The sequence below is a fragment of the Streptomyces sp. NPDC050564 genome (assembly GCF_044457265.1).
In the GTDB taxonomy this organism is placed as follows: Bacteria; Actinomycetota; Actinomycetes; order Streptomycetales; family Streptomycetaceae; genus Streptomyces.
The window spans coordinates 144,251-163,597 of record NZ_JBITGS010000014.1; the positions used below are offsets into that span (position 1 = coordinate 144,251).

The following is a 19,347-nucleotide window of genomic DNA, read 5'->3' on the forward strand; positions in this document are numbered from 1 at the left end:
GGCCAGTCGACCTCAATAAGCCGTTGCCCGAGTCAGTTTTAAGCCAACTTTGCTTTCCCGCAAGGGTTACCGACAGTCTCATGGACACCAGGAATCCCAGCAGGACAATGCTGGACATCCCCTCACGAGTGCGTGTACATGTGGAGACACTGCCAGCGGCGCAGAACGACATGGGGGTTTGCGATGCTATTGAGCAATACGCACCGGTCGGAAAGCCGGACGCCATGAACGCCCCTCACCTTCCGAAAGTGGCTGGAATCGATTCAACGGTTCCCTCGCCCGCACACACTGTCACGCCGACGCCTGCCGCCACGGGTGCCTCCTCGGCCACCTCTTCCACCGGCGCCGGAGCCGTTCTCCAAGATCGCCTCGCCGGCTGGGTCTCGGATCTCACCACGCTCCACGAACTCACCGAGCGCCTGGCGCGCACCGCGACACTGAGCGAGGCGCTGCAGGAACTCTTGCGCGCCGGAGCCGCCCTCGTCGGCGCCCGGCGCGGCCTCGTCGTCCTGGAACCGGGCGACGCACTCGGCCCCGACACCACGATCGGCCTCGGCCTCGCCCGGGCGGATCTCGGCCACATCGAGACCGTGCCGCGCAGCTCCATGTCGTACGGAAAGATCCTGGACGGACTGCCGGGCGGCGAGGGCGAGATCGCCCAGCCCGATCTCTTCTCCGAGGACGGCCTCGACCCTCGCCACCGCGAGGTGGCCGCCCGGCTCGGCTACGCCGCGAGCTACGCACTCCCTCTGGCCACCGAGGCGGCGGGCCGACTGGGCGCCGCCGTATGGCTCTACGACGAGCCCGCCGAACCGGTCGAGCGCCAGCGCCATCTCGTCGGCCTCTACGCCCGCTACGCGACCGAGCACTTGGCACGGCTGGTGGAACTGGAGCGCACGCGCGCGTGCATGACGACGATCTCCGAGGAGCTGCTCCCCCCACGGCTTCCCCGGGTTTCCGGCGTCCAGCTCGCCGCACGGCACCGCACGGGGCCGCGCGGCGGCGGCGACTGGTACGACGCGCTGCCGCTGCCCGACGCCGCGCTCGGCCTCGCCGTCGGCTCGGTCACCGGGTGCGGGCCCAGCGCGGTCGCCGCGATGGGCCGGCTGAGGGCGTCCTTGAGGGCGTACGCCGTGATGGAGGGCGAGGACCCCGTCGCCGTCCTGTCCGATCTCGAACTGCTGCTGCGGCTGACCGAGCCCGCCCGCTCCGCGACCGCTCTCTTCGCGTACTGCGAGCCCGCGCTGCGCAAGCTCACGCTGGCCGGGGCCGGACACAGCCCGCCGCTGGTGATCGGCGCGCGGCGCACGGAATTCGTGGAGACCTCGCTGTCGGCCCCGCTGGGGATGCTCGCCTGCTGGGAGGCGCCGAGCGTCGAACTGACCACCGGGCCCGGCGAGACCGTGCTGCTCTACACCGACGGCCTGCTGCACCGCACCGGTGACCCCATGGACCGCGCCTTCGCCCGGCTGCACGCGGCGGCGGCGAGCGTCCCCCGGGCGCTGCGCGAGGACCCCGGCGCGATCGTCGACCACGTTCTTCGCAGTGTGCTGCCGGACGGGCTCGACGAGGCCGACAGCCAGGAGGACGTCGTACTCCTGGCGGCACGATTCGAGTGAGCCGTACGTAACAGGTCTTCCGGCCCTGGGCCCCCTTCAGCACGACCGTACGATGGTGGGGGTCCAGAGTCGTATCTAGGAGGCAGACCGTGTCGGAGGCGCTCACCCCGGAGACCCCGGAAGCCGTACTCGACGACGCCGCTGACGAAGCGGGCGAAGAGGAGCCGATCAAGCAGCGCAAGAACGGCCTGTACCCGGGCGTGTCCGATGAGCTGGCCGAGAACATGAAGTCCGGCTGGGCCGACACGGAGCTGCGCGGCCTGGAGCCGATCGCACAGGCCGAGTACACCGCCGCCCGCCGCGCCGCGCTCTCCGCGCGCTTCCCGGGCGACCGCCTGGTGATCCCCGCGGGCAACCTGAAGACCCGCTCGAACGACACGGAGTACCCCTTCCGCGCCTCGGTCGAGTACGCGTACCTCACCGGCAACCTGACCGAGGACGGCGTCCTGGTCCTGGAGCCGACCACTTCCCCGGATGGGAGGGGCGGCCACAAGGCGACGATCTACCTGCTGCCGCGCTCCGACCGCGAGAACGGCGAGTTCTGGCTGTCCGGCCAGGGCGAGCTGTGGGTCGGCCGCCGCCACTCCCTCGCCGAGGCCGGGCAGCTGTACGGCATCCCCGCCTCGGACGTGCGCGAGCTGGCCGACAAGCTGAAGGAAGCCACCGGTCCGGTTCGTGTCGTGCGCGGCTACGACGCCGGTATCGAGGCGGCCCTCACCGACAAGGTGACCGCCGAGCGCGACGAGGAGCTGCGGGTCTTCCTCTCCGAGGCGCGGCTGGTCAAGGACGAGTTCGAGGCCGGCGAACTGCAGAAGGCCGTCGACTCGACCGTGCACGGCTTCGAGGACGTCGTACGGGTCCTGGACAAGGCCGAGGCCACCAGCGAGCGCTACATCGAGGGCACCTTCTTCCTGCGCGCGCGGGTCGAGGGCAACGACATCGGATACGGCTCGATCTGTGCCGCCGGGCCGCACGCCTGCACCCTGCACTGGGTGCGCAACGACGGCCCGGTCCGCTCCGGCGACCTGCTGCTGCTCGACGCGGGCGTCGAGACGCACACGCTCTACACCGCCGACGTCACGCGCACGCTGCCGATCAACGGCACGTACACGGAGATCCAGAAGAAGATCTACGACGCCGTGTACGAGGCCCAGGAGGCCGGTATCGCGGCCGTGCAGCCGGGCGCCAAGTACCGCGACTTCCACGACGCGGCGCAGCGCGTCCTGGCCGAGAAGCTCGTCGAGTGGGGTCTGGTCGAGGGCCCGGTCGAGCGCGTCCTGGACCTTGGGCTGCAGCGCCGCTGGACCCTGCACGGCACCGGCCACATGCTCGGCATGGACGTCCACGACTGCGCCGCCGCGCGGACCGAGACGTATGTCGAGGGCACGCTGGAGCCGGGCATGTGCCTGACCGTCGAGCCGGGCCTGTACTTCCAGGCGGACGACCTGACGGTTCCGCAGGAGTACCGGGGCATCGGCGTCCGCATCGAGGACGACATCCTGGTCACCGAGAACGGCAACCGGAACCTGTCGGCGGGGCTCCCGCGCCGCTCCGACGAGGTCGAGGCCTGGATGGCATCCCTGAAGGGCTGACATAGTGCCCCGCGAGGGCTGATACAAGACTGCTGGCCGGGTGCCCTTCTGGGTACCCGGCCATTGGTGTGTCCAGGGGGTCCGGTGACCCCAGGGGTTTTGGTGTGCCTAGGGGGCGGCTTTTCGTGGACGACTTCTGGTCCGGCGTCGGCGTGGACCTGCATCTGGAACCGGACGCCACGGCGGGGCGCAGGGCCGGGCTCGAGCGCGCCCTGCGGGACGCCGTGCGCGACGGACGGCTCGCTCCCGGCACCCGACTGCCCGCGACCCGGCGGCTCGCGGCCGAGCTGGGTCTCTCGCGCGGGACGGCGAAGGGGGCGTACGACCAGCTGATCGCCGAGGGGTATTTGACCGCGCGGCAGGGGTCGGGCACCGAGGTCGCCCGATTGCCGACCACCTCCTTGGAGGCGCCGGACGGGCGTGCACGCGCGCGTGCACCGCGTTTCGATCTGCGCCCCGGCAGCCCGGACGTCGGTACGTTCCCGGCGGCGGCCTGGCTGCGATCCCTGCGCCGCGCGATCGCGACGGCACCCTCCCTGGCGTACGACTACGGGGATCCGCGCGGCCGGATCGAACTGCGGACGGCGCTGTCGGGCTACCTGGGGCGGGCACGCGGGGTGATCGCGCCGCCCGAGCGGATCGTCATCACTTCGGGGTACGTACAGGGGCTCGCGCTCCTCACGCGGGTGCTGGACGGCGGGACGGTCGCCATGGAGGACCCGGGGCTGCCGTTCCACCGGGATGTGGTGCGCAAGAGCGGCGGAACCGTGGTGCCGCTGCCGGTCGACGAACGCGGCGCCTGTGCGGGCGAGTTGGCTGCTGTTGGCGCGAACGCGGTCGTCGTCACGCCGGCGCACCAGTACCCGACCGGCGTGACCCTGCACCCCGAGCGGCGGCGGGCACTCACCGACTGGGCACGCGCGCGTGCCGGACTGATCGTCGAGGACGACTACGACGGGGAGTTCCGCTACGACCGGCAGCCGGTCGGCGCTCTGCAGGGGATGGCGCCGGGCCATGTCGTGTACCTGGGGACGGCCTCCAAGACGCTCGGACCGGCGCTGCGCCTCGGCTGGATGGTGCTGCCGCCGCACCTGGTCGACGCGGTCGCCGACATCAAACTGCACAGCGACCATCACACCGAGTCCATCGGCCAGTTGGCGCTCGCCGAGATGATCGACAGCCACGCTTACGACCGCCATGTGCGCGCGTGCCGACTGCGGTACCGGCGGCGCAGGGACCAGCTCCTGGACCGGCTGGGGGCGCGCAGGAGCGTACGGGGGATCGCCGCCGGGCTGCACGCGTTGGTGGAGGTGGCGGACGAGGCGGAGGTACTGGCGCGGGCGCAGGAGGAGGGGCTGACGGTCGGCCGTCTCGGGGACCACTGGCACGCACCCGGTCAGGAGCGGCCGCAGGGGCTGGTCGTGGGGTACGGGACGCCTCGGGAGCGGCTGTATCCCGAGGCATTGGAGGTGTTGGGGCGGGTGCTCGACGGGGTGTGAGCCCAGTCCGAGCCGGAGCTGACGGATGTCATGGGACGACCATGGATTGGGTCATGAAAAGGCGTGAGGAATGGGCCTGTTGAGCGGTCCACCCAGTCCGTAGCGTCGAAGGCATGACGAATCCGGCAGCACGTCCCACGTCGAGCCGCCTCCTTCCGCCGGCCGGCCCGCAGCGCGTCCTCGCCGTCGCTCAACTGGGCAACTCCGTGGGGGACGGCGCCTACTACGTGACGTCCGCTCTGTACTTCACGCATGTCGTGGGACTCGCCCCCGCACGTGTGGGGCTCGGGCTGACCGTCGCATGGGCGGTCGGCTCGCTGGTGGGAGTGCCGCTGGGCCGGCTCGCCGACCGGCGCGGGCCGCGTGGCACGGCGATGCTGCTGGCGCTGGCGACCGCGGCGGCGGTGGCGTCCTTCCTGGTCGTCCGCGGCTTCGTCCCCTTCGTCCTCGCGGCATGCGCGTACGCGTCGGCGCAGTCGGGACTCGCTGCGGCCCGGCAGGCGCTGCTCGCGGGACTGGTGCCGGCCGGGGAGCGGACCGGGCTGCTCGCCCATCTCCAGTCGACGCTCAACGCCGGTCTGGCGGTGGGGGCGGGCCTCGGCGGACTCGCGCTGCACGCCGGCACGCGGGCCGCGTATCTCGGGGTGTTCGCACTGGACGCGGTGAGCTTCCTGTTGTGCGCGGCACTGCTGTTGCGGCTGCCGTCGGTGCCGGCCGCGGCACCCGTGGCGGTGCGCCGGGGACAAGGACTCGGCGTCCTACGCGACCGCCCGTACGTGCTGGTCACATTCCTCAACACCGTGCTGCTGCTACGGATGCCGCTGCTGAGCCTCGGCATCCCGCTGTGGATCACCGAGCGCACCGAGGCGCCCGCCTGGCTGGTCTCCGCGCTGTTCGTACTCAACACGGGTGCGGTGATGGGCTTCCAGGTACGGATGGCCCGCGGTGTCACGGGCCTCGCGACCGCCACACGCGCAATACGCCGCTCCGGGTGGGTCATGCTGGCGTCCTGCGCGGTCTTCGCCCTGTCGTCCGGCGCCTCCCCGCTTCTCGCCGCTGGGATCCTCGTGGTGGGCGCGGTCCTCCAAGTCGTTGCCGAGATGCAGCAGTCCGCGGGCTCCTGGCAACTGGCCTTCGACCTCGCCCCGTCGGACCGCATGGGTGAATACCAGGGCTTCTTCGGCACCGGCATCACCGTGGCCCGCACCGTGGGCCCACTCGTCCTGACGACCCTGCTGGTGAGCTGGGGGACTCCTGGGTGGCTGCTGCTGGGGGGCTTGATGGTGGGGGCTTCGTATGGGACGGGGCCGGCAACGAGGTGGGCTGCCACGAGGCGGGTCGGCGAACGCCCGTACATAGCCGCGGGCGATCGCGCCGCCGCGACACCAACCCACCCGTCCCAGCCGCGGACAATCGTGCCGCTGGGGCGGCACGGGTGGGCGCAGCGGCACCCTGTCGCGCCGGTAAGCGCATCCGCCCCGAGCTCAGCACCGGCGTTGGGTGCCCCTCTCAGGCAGCCCGCACCGCTGAGTTGACCACCACCGGAAACGAGTCCACGAACAGCGCCCCGGCAAGAAGCGCCCCGCTCCCACGCGGACTCCACGCGCGCGCGTGGAGGTCGTCGTCGAAGGCGGACAGCGCCTCGCGACCCGCCTCCGTGAAGGTCCCGCCCGCTTCCAGCACCCCACGGGCACCCGCCTGGACATGGCGGAGCCCAAGGGGCCCGGCGGTGTACAGCAACTCCGTGTCCTGGAGGGTGGACACGACGGTGAGCAGGGCGTCGAGCCGGGCGTACGGTTCGGGCGCACCGGCCGTGCGGGCCGTGGCAAGCGCGTCCAACGCCCGCCGTACGTGGGGGAATCCCGCTCGCGCCTCTCCCCGCGCCCCGGCGGCACCGTACTTCGCCGACACGGACGACCCCCGGGACGGCCGCCGCGGCGCCCGCCGGTCGGCGTGCGCCGCTATCCGCTTGGCGGTCGCGGCGACGTCGTTCCCCCTGGCACGGGGGTTCAGGGCCGCGCCCGCGACCAGGAGCCCGAGAGCCCACAGGGCGCCGCGGTGGCCACCACCCGCCAGGGCCACCGAGTGCTCGGTGGACCGGCCGATCGCCCCCAGCTCCGCACGGAGCTCGGGCGTGGGGTGACCGGTGCGGCGAGCGGCGGCCGCCATGGCCGCGAGGCCGGGCTCCAGCGCCTTGGCCGACCAGCGCAGGGAACAGTGGAGAACACCGTAGACCATGTCGTCGGCGAGCTGGGTGTAGTTGCCGGTGTGCTGGGCGTAGGGCTCCAGCACGAAGATCTCCTCGGCGATGTCGTCGTCGAAGAAGAGCTGGCCGGTGTAGTTGACCGTGCCGCCCTCGTAGGTGCCGTCCTCCTTCTCGCCGCCGGTGTGCACCTTGACGTGGATGTGGCAGGTGCGCGGGGTGTACCAGCCCGGGAAGATCGTCTCGAACTTGACGACCCCGTTGGCGTTGGCGATCTGGTAGCCACGCAGATAGGTCTGGTCGTTGGCGGTGGAGCCGTCCTCGCTCTCGGCGGGCGTGGAGCCCCCGGGATTGGCGGTGGTGTAGTCGGAGTAGTAGCCCCAGGCGTCGCAGTGCCAGATCTCCACGGCGGCGCCGGGGACCGGGTTGCAGGAGTCGGTGGTGTCCTGAACGGTGATGCGCAGCGTCAGGGGAACACCGCTCTTGCCCTCGGTGATGTCCTTCCGCACCAGGGCGCCGTCCAGGTAGTACGGCCCCTCGGTGACGCTGGACATCAGCACGCAGGTGCCGCTGCTCGAGCTCGCCGAGGCGGTGGCCTGTGCGTCGGTCGTGGTCGTTTCGTCGGCGAACGCCGCCTGGTATCCGGCGACCGCGAGGCCTCCGGCGGCGACCGTGCCTCCGGTCACCGCGATGGCGCGGCGCCGGGTGATCGACCTGTCTTTGTGGCTTCCCGTCCTGCTGGGAAAATTAGGAACGTCAGCCCTCAAAGGCATGGGGGTGCACTGTGATCGACCTGTGGACTCTGAGAAAGCTGAAGTAGGCGGGAGACCGCGCGAGTGCCTGCCCTAGAACTCCAAGCCGTTCGACAGCAGTGGCAGATGACCTTCGTACAGCTGCGCGAGGTCCTCCGTGCCTCCGCCCTCGACCCAGTGCCGTGGGGCTCCACCGCTGCTCAGAGCTCTAGGCCGTCAGCAAAGAAGGGTCCTTCTTCCACTTGAGGATCTTGTCGAAGCTGACCACCGCACCGCCCCGCCCCGGCTCGTTGCCGATGTGGACGTGGTCGGCGAGCTCCTGGATCAGACACAGGCCGCGCCCGTGCTCCGCATCGCCGCGCGCCGGACGCAGGGGGGTGCGGGCACGGCCGACCGGGAAACCGGGGCCGGAATCGACGACTTCGATGCGGCACTTCTCGCCGTCGAGGTAGGCGGTCACCCGGTAGGCCTCGGCCGATGCGCCGTGCGCCACGTCCCCGCCGTGCTCGACGGCGTTCGCGCAGGCCTCGGTGAGCGCGACGGAGAGGTCGTAGGAGACGTCCGGGTCGACGCCCGCGCTCTCCATCGTGCCGAGCAGCAGGCGTCTGGCGAGCGGAACGCTCGCAGCTTCGCGCCGCAAATGGAGTGACCACCAGATGCTCATGCTCCAGCCTCCCGGCCGCGGCTCGACATACCGTTACGTATTGCCGCAAGCACCCGTGCGCAATCGCCCACTTGACGTGATACCGCCCATACGGCGGATGCGCGCGCGACAGAAACCGGTGTATGTGCGTTCGGCTCGCCGCATATGGTGATCTTGCGGGTCGAACGTCACCTTGCGGACCTGCCGTCAGGAGTGGGTGGGGCCAGTGCGATGATGAGCCCGCCATGACTGCCCCCCACCAGCGCGCGGCGCGCTCCGGACACGGTCTCCGGACAGTGCGCTCCGGACGCGGTCTCCGGATTCTGCGGGCCGCGGTGTTCGCCGCGGTCTGCGTCGTGCTGGCCGCGGCCGGTCATGGGCTCGCCTCCTGCGCCACGGTCCCGCTGTGGACGCTGGGCGCCGGATTCCTCGCGGTCTTCGCCGTCGCCGCCGCGCTCGCGGGGCGTGAGCGTGCGCTGCCGGGCATCGTGGCCCTCCTGGCGGTCGGACAGACCGTGCTGCACACGCTCTTCGGACTCGGCCGGCTCGGCGGTACGTCGTCCATGGGGTCCATGGCTTCGGGCATGTCGATGTCCGACGCCTCGCTCGTCGAGCGGGCCGCACGCCTGGTGTGCGGCACGACCGCGGCGGCGATCAGCCCCGCGCAGGCCCAGAAGATCCTCGCCGACGCGCGGATCGACACGGCCATGACGCAGTCCATGCACCATCCCGCGGACGCCATGTCGGCCACCGCGGGCGCCTCGATGTCGGTGCTGCCCTCGCTGCCGATGCTGCTCGCACACGTCGTCGCGGCCGTCGCCGCCGGATGGGTGCTGCGCCGCGGGGACATGGCGCTGCTGGGTCTCATGCGGCTGTCCGCGCACGGGGTTGCGGAAGGAGCGCTCGTACGGTCCTTGCGCGCCGCGTTCGCTCTCGTACGCGCCCTGCGCACGGGCCTTCCGGGTGCGCCCGACGTGGCGCGCACCCCGTGCCCAGCGCTCCTCGCGCCCCCGAAGCCGCGTACGACCGCGCTTCAGCACACCGTCATCCGGCGCGGGCCACCCTCCTCCACCGCACTCGTCCTCGCCGCCTGACACGACGAGCCACTCCACCGAGGGGCTGCCGTCGTGCGGCACGCGCGCGTGCCTGCCTTTTTCGGTGCCCCGCTCAGGGAGACGTTCTCGTACGCCCCAGAGGCACCGTTTCGCACGCGCACCCCTCTTTCTCGCTGGACTCATCGCTCAAAGTGGAGTGTTCCCTGCCATGAAGGCTTCTCGTATCGCCGCCGCCGGTGTCGCCGCCGCCTCGACCGTGCTCGTCCTGACCGCCCCCGCCTTCGCGCACGTCAGCGTGCAGCCAGAAGGCACGGCCGCCAAGGGCGACTACGCGGTCATCGACTTCAAGGTCCCGAACGAGCGCGACAACGCCTCGACCACCCAGCTCGAGGTGAACTTCCCGACCGACCACCCGCTGGCCTCGGTGATGCCGCAGCCGATCAACGGCTGGACCGTCAAGGTCACCAAGTCCAAGCTGGACAAGCCGCTGGAGATGCACGGCGAGAAGATCTCCGAGGCCGTCACCAAGGTCACCTGGACCGCCGACGACAAGGGCATCGAGCCCGGCTACTTCCAGAAGTTCCCGCTCTCTGTCGGCGCGCTGCCCGAGGACGCGGACGAACTTGTCTTCAAGGCGATCCAGACCTACTCCAACAAGGAGGTCGTGCGCTGGATCGAGCCGCAGAAGGAGGGCGCCGAGGAGCCCGAGAACCCGGCTCCGGTGCTGACGCTGTCCGACGCCTCCGAGGGCGGCCACTCCCACGGATCGTCGACCGCCGAGGACACCGCCGACGACTCCGAGGCGGCCGCCAAGGACACCACCGAGGCAGCGTCCTCCTCCGACAGCAGTGACACCACCGCACGCGTGCTCGGCGTCGTGGGCATCGTCGTCGGCGTGGCGGGCGTGGCGTTCGGCGTCGTGGCCGGCCGTCGGCGTACCAACGCCTGAGGCCCTACCGCTTTCGGTGCGCACCGGGACGTCGTACGACATCTCCGCGACGAGCGGCGTACGACCTCGCCGTCGGGCGTCGTACGACCCCGGTGCGCACCGGAGTTCTCACATCTGGGACATTTTTCTATGCGCAAGAAGACGTATGCCGCGGCCGCCCTGTTCGCCGCCGCCGCTCTGACCCTCTCCGCCTGCGGCAGCGGCGACGACGGCAACAAGCCGATCGCCGACGTGTCCGCCGAGGCCGACTCCGGCAAGGCCGCGACGATCCTCGACAAGCCGTTCGAGAAGCCGGACCTCGTGCTCACCGACACGAGCGGCAAGAAGTACGACCTGCGCGCGCAGACCAAGGGCCGGCCGACGCTGATCTACTTCGGCTACACCCACTGCCCCGACGTCTGCCCGCTGACGATGAACAACCTCGCCGTGGCCAAGAAGCAGCTGCCCAAGGCCCAGCAGGACAAGCTCCGCGTCGTGTTCGTCACCACCGACCCGAACCGTGACACGCCCTCCGCGCTCGGCAAGTGGCTCAAGGGCATCGACTCCGACTTCGTCGGCCTGACCGGCGACTTCGCGACGATCCAGGCCGGTGCCCGCACCCTGGGCATCTCGATCGAGCCGACGTCGAAGGACAAGAACGGCAAGCTCGTCTCCGTACACGGCACCCAGGTCATCGCGTTCTCGCCGAAGACCGACGGGGGCTACGTGCTGTACGGCGAGGACGCCACCGTCGACGACTACACCAAGGACCTCCCCAAGATCATCAAGGGGGAGAACCCGTGAGGCGTCCCGGCCGTCCTTCGCGGTCTCTCGCCGGATGCGCGGTGGTCATAGCCGCGGCGGTGACGCTGGCGGGCTGCGGCTCGGACGACAAGGGCGCCTCGGCCGAGCCCGAACTGAAGGTCACCGGCGCCTATATGCCCGCCCCGAGCATGGACTCCATGGCGGCCGGCTTCTTCACCGTCACCAACTCCGGTGGCGCCGACACCCTGACCTCGGTCACCAGCGACCTCTCGGACGACGTCACGCTGCACTCCACCAAGGGCGGCGCGATGGAGGAGGAGAAGTCCTTCGCGATACCCGCGGAGGGCAGGCTCGACTTCGCGAGCGGCGGCAACCATCTCATGTTCGAAAAGCTCACCCACAAGCCGAAGCAGGGCGAGAAGGTGTCCGTGGAGCTGCACTTCGCCAAGTCCGGCACGGTGAAGATCTCCATGCCGGTGGAGTCCGCGACGTACACCCCGAAGACCGGGCACTGAGGGAGGGATCACCTTGACGCAGACCATCGCCTCCCGCTTCCGGAACCTCCAGAGTCTCAGGAACTTCCGGACACTCTTGCTGCTGTTCCTCGCCGTCTCCGGCGCGCTCCTGGCCGGCGCGGCGCCCGCCTCCGCGCACGCCGCGCTGACCGGCAGCGACCCGAAGCAGGGGTCGGTGGTCGACAAGGCACCCACCCAGGTCTCGCTCACCTTCTCGGAGAAGGTCGCGATGAACGACGGCTCGCTGCGCGTGCTCGACCCCAAGGGCAAGCGGGTCGACACCGGCGGGGCGACCAACCTGAGCGGCACCACGTACGGCGTGAAGCTGCACTCGGGGCTGCCCGACGGCACGTTCACCGTCACTTACCAGGTGGTGTCGGCGGACAGCCACCCCGTCTCGGGCGCCTTCACCTTCTCCATCGGCGCGCCCTCGCAGACTTCCGTCTCGCTGTCCGGCCAAGCGGCGGGCGGCGGAGTCGTCGGCGTGCTCTACGGGACCGCCCGCTATGTCTCGTATGCGGGATTCATCCTCCTAGTCGGCGGTGCGGCCTTCGTGCTGGCCTGCTGGCAGCGCGGCGCCGGGGTCCGGCCGGTGCAGCGCCTCGTGGTCGCCGGATGGCTCGCTCTGACCGGCGCCACGCTCGCGCTGCTGCTCCTGCGCGGTGCGTACGTCGGTTCGGGCAAGGTCGGCGACATCTTCGACCTGACCCTGCTCGGGCAGGTGCTGCAGACCAAGGCGGGCGCGGCGCTGGTGTCGCGGCTGCTGCTGCTCGCCGCGGCGGCGCTGTTCATCGCGGTGCTCTTCGGGGCGTATGTGAAGCGGGACGAGGCCGATGCGTCCGGCGGGCCCGGCGGGTCTCAGGAGTCCGACGAGGACGCCGCCGAGGCCGCTGCCGCCGAGAAGGAGGCCGCCGCCGAGAAGAAGGACCTCACGTTCGGGCTCGCGATCGGCGGTGCCGTCGTCGCGGCGGGCCTTGCCGCGACCTGGGCGATGGCCGAGCACGCCTCGACCGGCCTGCAGCCGGGCATCGCGATGCCCGTCGACGTCCTGCACCTGCTGGCCGTCGCGATCTGGCTGGGCGGTCTTTCGGCGTTGCTGACGGCCCTGTTCAGGGCGCCGGCGCAAGCGCAGATCGACGCGGCGGCCGTACGCCGCTTCTCGCGCCTGGCCTTCGGCAGCGTCCTCGCGCTGGTAGCGACCGGGATCTACCAGTCCTGGCGCCAGCTCGGCTCCTGGTCGGCGTTCACCGACACGGCGTACGGGCAGCTGCTGCTCGTCAAGATTTGCCTGGTGGCGGTCCTGGTCGGCATCGCGTCGATCTCGCGCCGCTGGACCGCGCAGTTGTCGGAGGTCGCCGCTCCGGAGTCCGTGGTGGCGACCGTGGTCGCGCGGCGCGAGAAGGCGCGGGCGACCGTTCCCGCGGACTCCCGGCGCGCCGCCCAACTCGCCCGGCAGCGGGCCGCCGTGGCCACCACCCGCGAGAAGCGCATCCGCGACGCCGACCCGCACCGCGCGGGGCTGCGCCGCTCGGTGCTGGCCGAGGCGGGCGTCGCCATCGTCCTGCTGGCGGTCACGACGATGCTGACGACGACCGAGCCGGGGCGTACGGAGGAGTCCGCCCAGCAGGCCACCGCGACCGCCTCCCAGCGGTCCGGACCGTTGTCCCTGAAGATGCCGTTCGACACCGGCGGTGAGGACGGCAAGGGCACCGTCGAGCTCACCCTCGACCCGGCCCGGGTCGGCGGCAACGAGATGCACGTCTTCGTGGAGCGGCCGAACGGCAAGGCCTTCGACGTCCCCGAGGTGAAGGTCGCCTTCACTCTCGCCGCGAAGCAGATCGGCCCGCTGCCCATCACCCCCGACCGCATCGCCACCGGTCACTGGTCGGCGAGCGGGGTGCAGATCCCCATGGCGGGCGACTGGAAGATCGCGGTGACCGTGCGCACTTCCGACATCGACCAGACGACCGTGAACAAGAACGCGCAGATCGGCTGAACCTCGCAATGGCTGACCACACCACTCCGGAGGCGTCCTCTTCGGAAGCGTCTTCTCCGAAGGCGTCTTCCCCCAAGGTGTCCTCTCGGGAGACCCTTTCTTCGGGGACGTCCCCTCGCAAGGCGTCCCCTCGGGAGACCTCTCGCAAGGTGACCTCTCCCGGGGAGGTCGTTTCGGAAAACACCTCCCCCAGGGACGACGTTTCCCAAGGCACCTCCCCCAAGGGCGTGTTTTCGCGTCGCCGGCTGCTCGGCACCGCGGGTGCCACCGGTCTCGCCCTGGGCGCGGCCGGAGGCGCCGCGGGATACTCGGCGGCGCCCTCCGCCGAGAAGGCCACACCGCTGACCTCGCTCGGCGCGGACGCGGTGATGTTTCACGGGAAACATCAGCCCGGCATCACCACCGCCCTCCAGGCCCGCGGCCATCTCGTTGCCTTCGATCTGGCGGCGGGCGCGGGCCGCAGGGAGGCCGCCGCGCTGCTGCGCCGCTGGTCGGCAACGGCCCAGCGGCTGATGGCGGGCGAGGCCGCCACGCACGACGACACGGACGTCGCCCGCGACGCGGGCCCGTCGTCCCTGACGCTGACCTTCGGCTTCGGGCACAGCTTCTTCGCGCGTACGGGTCTGGAGAAGCAGCGCCCGGTCGCCCTGGACCCGCTGCCCGACTTCTCCTCCGACCACCTCGACAAGGCGCGAAGCAATGGCGACCTGTGGGTGCAGATCGGCGCGAACGACGCCCTGGTCGCCTTCCACGCCCTGCGCGCGATCCAGAAGGACACGGGCAGCGCGGCCCACGTGCGCTGGCAGATGAACGGCTTCAATCGCTCGCCCGGCGCCACGGCACAACCGATGACGGCCCGCAACCTGATGGGCCAGATCGACGGCACCCGCAATCCGAAGCCGACCGACTCCGACTTCGACAAGCGGATCTTCGTACCCACATCGGGTTCGGCCGACCCGGCATGGATGGCAAACGGCTCGTACGCCGTCGTACGCCGCATCCGCATGCTCCTCGACGACTGGGAGAAGCTCTCGGTCAAGGCCCAGGAGGAGGTCATCGGACGGAAGAAGTCCACCGGGGCACCGCTGTCCGGCGGCACCGAGACGACTGCGATGAACCTGGACAAGACCGACGCCGACGGCAACCTGGTCGTCCCCATCAACGCGCACGCCCGAATCACCCGGCCCGACCAGAACGGCGGCGCCGCGATGCTGCGCCGCCCGTTCTCCTTCCACGACGGCATCGACACGGCCGGGGTGCCCGACGCGGGCCTGCTCTTCGTCTGCTGGCAGGCCGATCCCGTGCGCGGCTTCGTCCCCGTCCAGCGCAAGCTCGACCGCGGCGACGCGCTCTCCACGTTCATCCGCCACGAGTCGAGCGGACTGTTCGCGGTGCCGGGCGGGGCGGCGGAGGGGGAGTACGTGGGGCAGCGGCTGCTGGAGGGCTGACGGTCGCCCCGGGGCCGGGGCTGCCGAGGGGCACCCTGTGGTGCGCGGTTCCGGGTCGGCCGGGGGCACCCTCTGGTGCCGCGGTTCCCGGTCGGCCGAGGGTCGCCTTTCGGGGCCGCGGTCTCCACAGGCGTGAGCCGGGTTGTGCGAGGCCCATTAGGGTGAGGTCATGCCAGCCAGCTATGCGTATCTCGGTCCCGAAGGCACCTTCACCGAAGTCGCCCTGCGCACGCTTCCGGAGGCCGCGACCCGGGAGCTCGTCCCGATGGTGTCGGTTCCCGCAGCGCTGGACGCCGTCCGCAACGGCGAGGTCGAGGCCGCGTTCGTACCGATCGAGAACTCGGTGGAGGGCGGCATCACCACGACCCTCGACGAGCTGGTCGCGGGCTCGCCGCTGATGATCTACCGCGAGGTGCTGCTGTCGATCACCTTCGCACTACTGGTCAGGCCCGGCACGAAGCTGTCGGAGATCAAGACGGTGACCGCGCACCCCGCCGCACAGCCGCAGGTGCGCAACTGGCTGAAGAACAATCTGCCGGACGCGCTCTGGGAGTCCGCCGCCTCCAACGCGGACGGCGCACGACTGGTCCAGGAGGGCCGGTACGACGCCGCCTTCGCGGGCGAGTTCGCAGCGGCCAAGTACGGTCTGCAGCCGCTGGAGACAGGGATCCACGACGCGGAGAACGCGCAGACGCGCTTCGTACTGGTGGGCCGGCCTGCCCGGCCCGCGGCGCCGACCGGCGCGGACAAGACGTCCGTGGTCATCTGGCAGCGCGACGACCACCCCGGTGCCCTTCTGGAACTGCTCCAGGAGTTCGCGGTGCGCGGCGTCAACCTGATGCTGCTGCAGTCCCGGCCGACCGGCGAGGGCATCGGCAACTACTGCTTCGCCATTGACGCCGAAGGCCACATCTCGGACCGCCGCGTGGGCGAGGCGCTCATGGGGCTCAAGCGGGTCTGCCCGCAGGTGCGCTTCCTCGGCTCGTACCCCCGTGCCGAGGTCGACCCCAAGGACGTACGCGCGCCCCGGGCCGGCACCTCGGACAGCGAGTTCTCGGCCGCGTCCGACTGGCTGGCGCGCTGCCAGGACGGGCGGTTCTGAGCAGTCGGCTTCGCTGAGTGGCTCGGTCGGATCCGAGCGGGCGGCTCGTCCAAGTGGCTCAGTCGGCGCTGGGCACGTGGGCTGGTCCGAGTGGCTCAGTCGGCGCTGAGCACGTCGCTGATCCGAGTGGCTCGATGGGCTCCGTGCAGGACGGCCTGTCCGAGTGGCACGGCCGGCTCCCAGCAGGTCTCACGTCAGTGACGCGGCCGATTTCCACCAGTCCTACCTGCTGATTTTTCGTCATCCACAGGTGTTATCCACAGGCATGCTTCTCGACCTGGGGACAAGTCGACAACGAAGCACTACATCGTCGACAAATCGCCCTACAGGCCCCAACTTCGTCCACAGAGCCGCACGTCACCCCTCGTCCACTCTTTTCCCTTGATCAATCCTTTGGAGCGAAGCATTTCCACTCGAACGTGGGTGTAGGGATGGTTTGAACCGGGAATTCCCCGCCCCACATGCGGCTTTCGGAACGATCACTTCCGCAATCCACAGATCTTCCACACAGCCTGTGGATAACTTCGCCGGTGCGGGAATCCCTGTGGACAACCCCCTGCCAAGTCCCGCTCCCCACAAGGAGATCCAGTCAACCGGTAGACTCCCCTCTGCCCCGTTTCAGGGAGTAGCACCCTTTTTATTGACACCTCTCGACCGTCCGTCGAGACCTCATTGGTGATCAAGGGGTTCAATCCGGCATTCCACTCATAACGCAACAGAAGCGACGGACCGGAATATCGAGTCGTTGGCCGGAACCGCGCACCGGTAGCCTTGAGGGGTGATTGACCTTCGCCTGCTCCGTGAGGACCCCGACCGTGTTCGCGCCTCCCAGCGCGCCCGTGGAGAGGACGTCGCCCTCGTCGACTCCCTCCTCTCCGCCGACGAGCGGCGCAGGTCGTCCGGCGTCCGCTTCGACGAGCTGCGTTCCGAGCAGAAGGCGCTCGGCAAGCTGATCCCCAAGGCTTCCCCGGACGAGCGCGCCGAGCTGCTGAAGAAGGCAGAGCAGCTCAAGGCCGACGTCAAGGCGGCCGACGCCGAACAGCACGAGGCGGACGAGGAGGCGAAGCGGCTCCTCCTCCAGCTCGGCAATCTGGTGCACCCCGACGTCCCGGTCGGCGGTGAGGAGGACTTCGTCGTCCTCGAGACGCACGGCACGATCCGCGACTTCGGTGCCGAGGGCTTCGAGCCCAAGGACCACCTGGAGCTCGGTGAGGCGCTCGGCGCCATCGACGTCGAGCGCGGCGCCAAGGTGTCCGGCTCCCGCTTCTACTACCTGACAGGTGTCGGTGCGCTCCTGGAGCTCGCCCTCGTCAACGCCGCGATCGCGCAGGCCACAGAGGCCGGCTTCATCCCGATGCTGACGCCGGCGCTGGTCCGCCCGCGCGCCATGGAGGGCACCGGTTTCCTCGGCCAGGCCGCGGAGAACGTGTACCACCTGGAGAAGGACGACTACTACCTGGTCGGCACCTCCGAGGTTCCCCTCGCGGCGTACCACATGGACGAGATCCTCGACGCCGAGCAGCTCCCGCTGCGTTACGCCGGCTTCTCCCCGTGCTTCCGCCGCGAGGCCGGCACGTACGGCAAGGACACCCGCGGCATTTTCCGCGTGCACCAGTTCGACAAGGTCGAGATGTTCTCGTACGTCGCTCCCGAGGACGCGGAGAACGAGCACAAGCGGCTTCTGGAGTGGGAGAAGCAGTGGCTGACCGGCCTCGAGCTGCCCTTCCAGGTCATCGACGTGGCCTCGGGCGACCTCGGCTCCTCCGCGACCCGCAAGTACGACTGCGAGGCGTGGATCCCGACCCAGGGCAAGTACCGCGAGCTGACCTCGGCCTCGAACTGCGACGGTTTCCAGGCCCGCCGGCTGTCCGTGCGCATGCGCGACGGCAAGAAGGTCCAGCCGCTCGCGACGCTGAACGGCACGCTGTGCGCCGTACCGCGCACGATCGTGGCGATCCTGGAGAATCACCAGCTGGCGGACGGCTCCGTGCGGGTGCCGGAGGTGCTGCGTCCGTACCTGGGCGGTCGTGAGGTCCTGGAGCCGATCTCCAAGTGACCGGCACCACCGGGTCGATCGGGGCAACCGCCTCGTTCCCCTACAAGCTCGTCGCGACCGATCTCGACGGAACGCTGCTGCGCTCCGACGAGACGGTCTCGGAACGTACCCGTGAGGCGCTCGCCGCGGTCACCGCGGCGGGCGCGGCACACATCGTCGTGACCGGGCGCGCGGTGCCCTGGGCCCGGCACATCCTCGACGACCTCGGCTATCAGGGCCTCGCGGTGTGCGGTCAGGGCGCGCAGGTGTACGACGCGGGGGAGCACCGGCTGCTCACCTCGGTGACCCTGGACCGGCAGCTGGCCGGTCTGGCGCTCGCCAAGATCGAGGCGGAGGTCGGCCCGCTGCTGCTGGCGGCGAGCCGCGACGGGCTCGACGGCGAGGTGCTGGTGGGACCCGGCTACCGGGTGCAGGAGGGCCCGTTGCCGGTCGTCCCGATCAGGGACGCCTCGGACCTCTGGTCGGCGCCTCTGAACAAGGTGTACGTCCAGCATCCGACGCTCTCCGACGACGAGCTGGCCTCAGTGGCCACGGAGGTCGCGGGCGGACTCGTCGGCGTCACAATGGCCGGCGCGGGGATAGTGGAACTCCTCCCCCTCGGCCTCTCCAAGGCGACGGGACTGTCCCTGGCGGCCCGCCGGCTCGGTGTGAAGGCCGCGGACACCATCGCCTTCGGCGACATGCCGAACGACATCCCGATGTTCGCCTGGGCCGCCCACGCCGTGGCCATGTCCAACGCCCACGACGAGCTCAAGGCGGTCGCGGACGAGGTGACTTCCTCGAACGAGGAGGACGGCATCGCGGTGGTGCTGGAGCGCTTGCTGGGCGGGCGTTGAATTACTGACCTCCGGGGTCAGCACGCCGGTCGTGCGTTCTTGAGGAGGATGCGCGGATCGAACGCGCGCGGGGTTTCACCCCCGACCACGACTTGCCTCTGATCGAACACAGCGCAAGCCGGTGCCTTACCTCTCGGCCAATCCTCCGGGTGGGCGGCCCGCGCGAGATGCGCGCTCGAAGCGGCCGCCCCGGGCAGCCCCCCGTGCGGGCGGGTTCGACGGAGGGGTAACTACTCCGGAACCCGCTGCGGGCTGCCCTGTCGGGAGCTCGACGTACTGCTACTGATGGGCATCGTCGCGCTCCTCTCCCGGAATGTGGCGCCGGCTCGATGCGGCGG

General features: G+C 70.4%; 14 protein-coding genes, 1 tRNA gene and 2 pseudogenes. 13 read left to right on the plus strand and 4 right to left on the minus strand.

Going from position 1 to position 19,347, the window contains the following annotated elements:
- Window positions 1–107 precede the first annotated feature (107 nt).
- The 4 genes from ACIBK0_RS23190 to ACIBK0_RS23205 all read left to right on the plus strand — a co-directional run bounded on the left by ACIBK0_RS23190 (window position 108) and on the right by ACIBK0_RS23205 (window position 6,245).
- Complete coding sequence (locus tag ACIBK0_RS23190; RefSeq protein WP_399083267.1) at window positions 108–1,619, plus strand: PP2C family protein-serine/threonine phosphatase; 1,512 nt, start codon at window positions 108–110, stop codon at window positions 1,617–1,619.
- Window positions 1,620–1,708: 89 nt separating this feature from the next.
- A complete protein-coding gene (locus tag ACIBK0_RS23195; protein WP_399082968.1) occupies window positions 1,709–3,211 on the plus strand; it encodes an aminopeptidase P family protein in 1,503 nt (500 codons plus the stop codon).
- Between the two features lie 125 nt (window positions 3,212–3,336).
- Window positions 3,337–4,710, plus strand: coding sequence for a PLP-dependent aminotransferase family protein (locus tag ACIBK0_RS23200; protein ID WP_399082971.1), 1,374 nt, complete (start codon window positions 3,337–3,339; stop codon window positions 4,708–4,710).
- A gap of 113 nt (window positions 4,711–4,823) precedes the next feature.
- Window positions 4,824–6,245 (plus strand): MFS transporter, encoded by a 1,422-nt coding sequence (locus ACIBK0_RS23205; RefSeq protein WP_399082974.1) that lies wholly within the window; start codon window positions 4,824–4,826, stop codon window positions 6,243–6,245.
- Here the strand turns inward: ACIBK0_RS23205 and ACIBK0_RS23210 are convergent.
- From ACIBK0_RS23210 to ACIBK0_RS23220, 3 genes and pseudogenes are all read right to left on the minus strand, one after another.
- Window positions 6,220–6,930: pseudogene (locus ACIBK0_RS23210) on the minus strand (triphosphoribosyl-dephospho-CoA synthase); the annotation flags it as partial. The gene ACIBK0_RS23205 and the pseudogene ACIBK0_RS23210 overlap by 26 nt on opposite strands.
- 9 nt (window positions 6,931–6,939) lie before the next feature.
- Window positions 6,940–7,686 (minus strand): annotated as a pseudogene (locus ACIBK0_RS23215) (intradiol ring-cleavage dioxygenase); the annotation flags it as partial.
- Window positions 7,687–7,873: 187 nt separating this feature from the next.
- Entirely contained in the window at window positions 7,874–8,329 is a 456-nt protein-coding gene (locus tag ACIBK0_RS23220) for an ATP-binding protein (RefSeq protein WP_399082977.1), read from the minus strand.
- 224 nt (window positions 8,330–8,553) lie between these two features.
- Here ACIBK0_RS23220 and ACIBK0_RS23225 point away from each other — a divergent pair, with 224 nt between their 5' ends.
- The 9 genes from ACIBK0_RS23225 (at window position 8,554) to ACIBK0_RS23265 (ending at window position 19,009) form a co-directional block, all read left to right on the plus strand.
- Window positions 8,554–9,402, plus strand: coding sequence for a hypothetical protein (locus tag ACIBK0_RS23225; RefSeq protein WP_399082980.1), 849 nt, complete (start codon window positions 8,554–8,556; stop codon window positions 9,400–9,402).
- A gap of 169 nt (window positions 9,403–9,571) precedes the next feature.
- Window positions 9,572–10,312, plus strand: a complete 741-nt coding sequence (locus ACIBK0_RS23230; RefSeq protein WP_399082983.1) for a YcnI family protein — start codon at window positions 9,572–9,574, stop codon at window positions 10,310–10,312.
- 129 nt (window positions 10,313–10,441) lie between these two features.
- Window positions 10,442–11,095 (plus strand): SCO family protein, encoded by a 654-nt coding sequence (locus ACIBK0_RS23235; protein ID WP_399082986.1) that lies wholly within the window; start codon window positions 10,442–10,444, stop codon window positions 11,093–11,095.
- 41 nt (window positions 11,096–11,136) lie between these two features.
- Entirely contained in the window at window positions 11,137–11,571 is a 435-nt protein-coding gene (locus ACIBK0_RS23240) for a copper chaperone PCu(A)C (protein ID WP_399082989.1), read from the plus strand.
- Window positions 11,572–11,584: 13 nt separating this feature from the next.
- Window positions 11,585–13,567: a copper resistance CopC/CopD family protein gene (locus ACIBK0_RS23245; RefSeq protein ID WP_399082992.1), complete on the plus strand. Its 1,983-nt coding sequence runs from the start codon at window positions 11,585–11,587 to the stop codon at window positions 13,565–13,567.
- 8 nt (window positions 13,568–13,575) lie between these two features.
- A complete protein-coding gene (efeB, locus tag ACIBK0_RS23250) occupies window positions 13,576–15,015 on the plus strand; it encodes an iron uptake transporter deferrochelatase/peroxidase subunit (RefSeq protein WP_399082995.1) in 1,440 nt (479 codons plus the stop codon).
- A gap of 169 nt (window positions 15,016–15,184) precedes the next feature.
- Window positions 15,185–16,117 (plus strand): prephenate dehydratase, encoded by a 933-nt coding sequence (gene pheA, locus ACIBK0_RS23255; RefSeq protein ID WP_399082998.1) that lies wholly within the window; start codon window positions 15,185–15,187, stop codon window positions 16,115–16,117.
- A gap of 778 nt (window positions 16,118–16,895) precedes the next feature.
- Window positions 16,896–18,173 (plus strand): serine--tRNA ligase, encoded by a 1,278-nt coding sequence (serS, locus tag ACIBK0_RS23260; protein WP_399083001.1) that lies wholly within the window; start codon window positions 16,896–16,898, stop codon window positions 18,171–18,173.
- Complete coding sequence (locus ACIBK0_RS23265; protein ID WP_399083004.1) at window positions 18,170–19,009, plus strand: HAD family hydrolase; 840 nt, start codon at window positions 18,170–18,172, stop codon at window positions 19,007–19,009. Before serS ends, ACIBK0_RS23265 begins: the two co-directional genes overlap by 4 nt.
- Window positions 19,010–19,051: 42 nt before the next feature.
- Here the strand turns inward: ACIBK0_RS23265 and ACIBK0_RS23270 are convergent.
- Window positions 19,052–19,156 (minus strand) — tRNA-OTHER (locus ACIBK0_RS23270).
- Between the last annotated feature and the right edge of the window lie 191 nt (window positions 19,157–19,347).

Bases quoted from the DNA above. Each gene is read 5' to 3' on its own strand.
- ACIBK0_RS23190 (WP_399083267.1), top strand. From the start codon at position 108: ATGCTGGACATCCCCTCACGAGTGCGTGTACATGTGGAGACACTGCCA.
- ACIBK0_RS23205 (WP_399082974.1), top strand. From the start codon at position 4,824: ATGACGAATCCGGCAGCACGTCCCACGTCGAGCCGCCTCCTTCCGCCG.
- ACIBK0_RS23220 (WP_399082977.1), bottom strand. From the start codon at position 8,329: ATGAGCATCTGGTGGTCACTCCATTTGCGGCGCGAAGCTGCGAGCGTT.
- ACIBK0_RS23225 (WP_399082980.1), top strand. From the start codon at position 8,554: ATGACTGCCCCCCACCAGCGCGCGGCGCGCTCCGGACACGGTCTCCGG.
- ACIBK0_RS23230 (WP_399082983.1), top strand. From the start codon at position 9,572: ATGAAGGCTTCTCGTATCGCCGCCGCCGGTGTCGCCGCCGCCTCGACC.
- ACIBK0_RS23235 (WP_399082986.1), top strand. From the start codon at position 10,442: ATGCGCAAGAAGACGTATGCCGCGGCCGCCCTGTTCGCCGCCGCCGCT.
- efeB (WP_399082995.1), top strand. From the start codon at position 13,576: ATGGCTGACCACACCACTCCGGAGGCGTCCTCTTCGGAAGCGTCTTCT.
- pheA (WP_399082998.1), top strand. From the start codon at position 15,185: ATGCCAGCCAGCTATGCGTATCTCGGTCCCGAAGGCACCTTCACCGAA.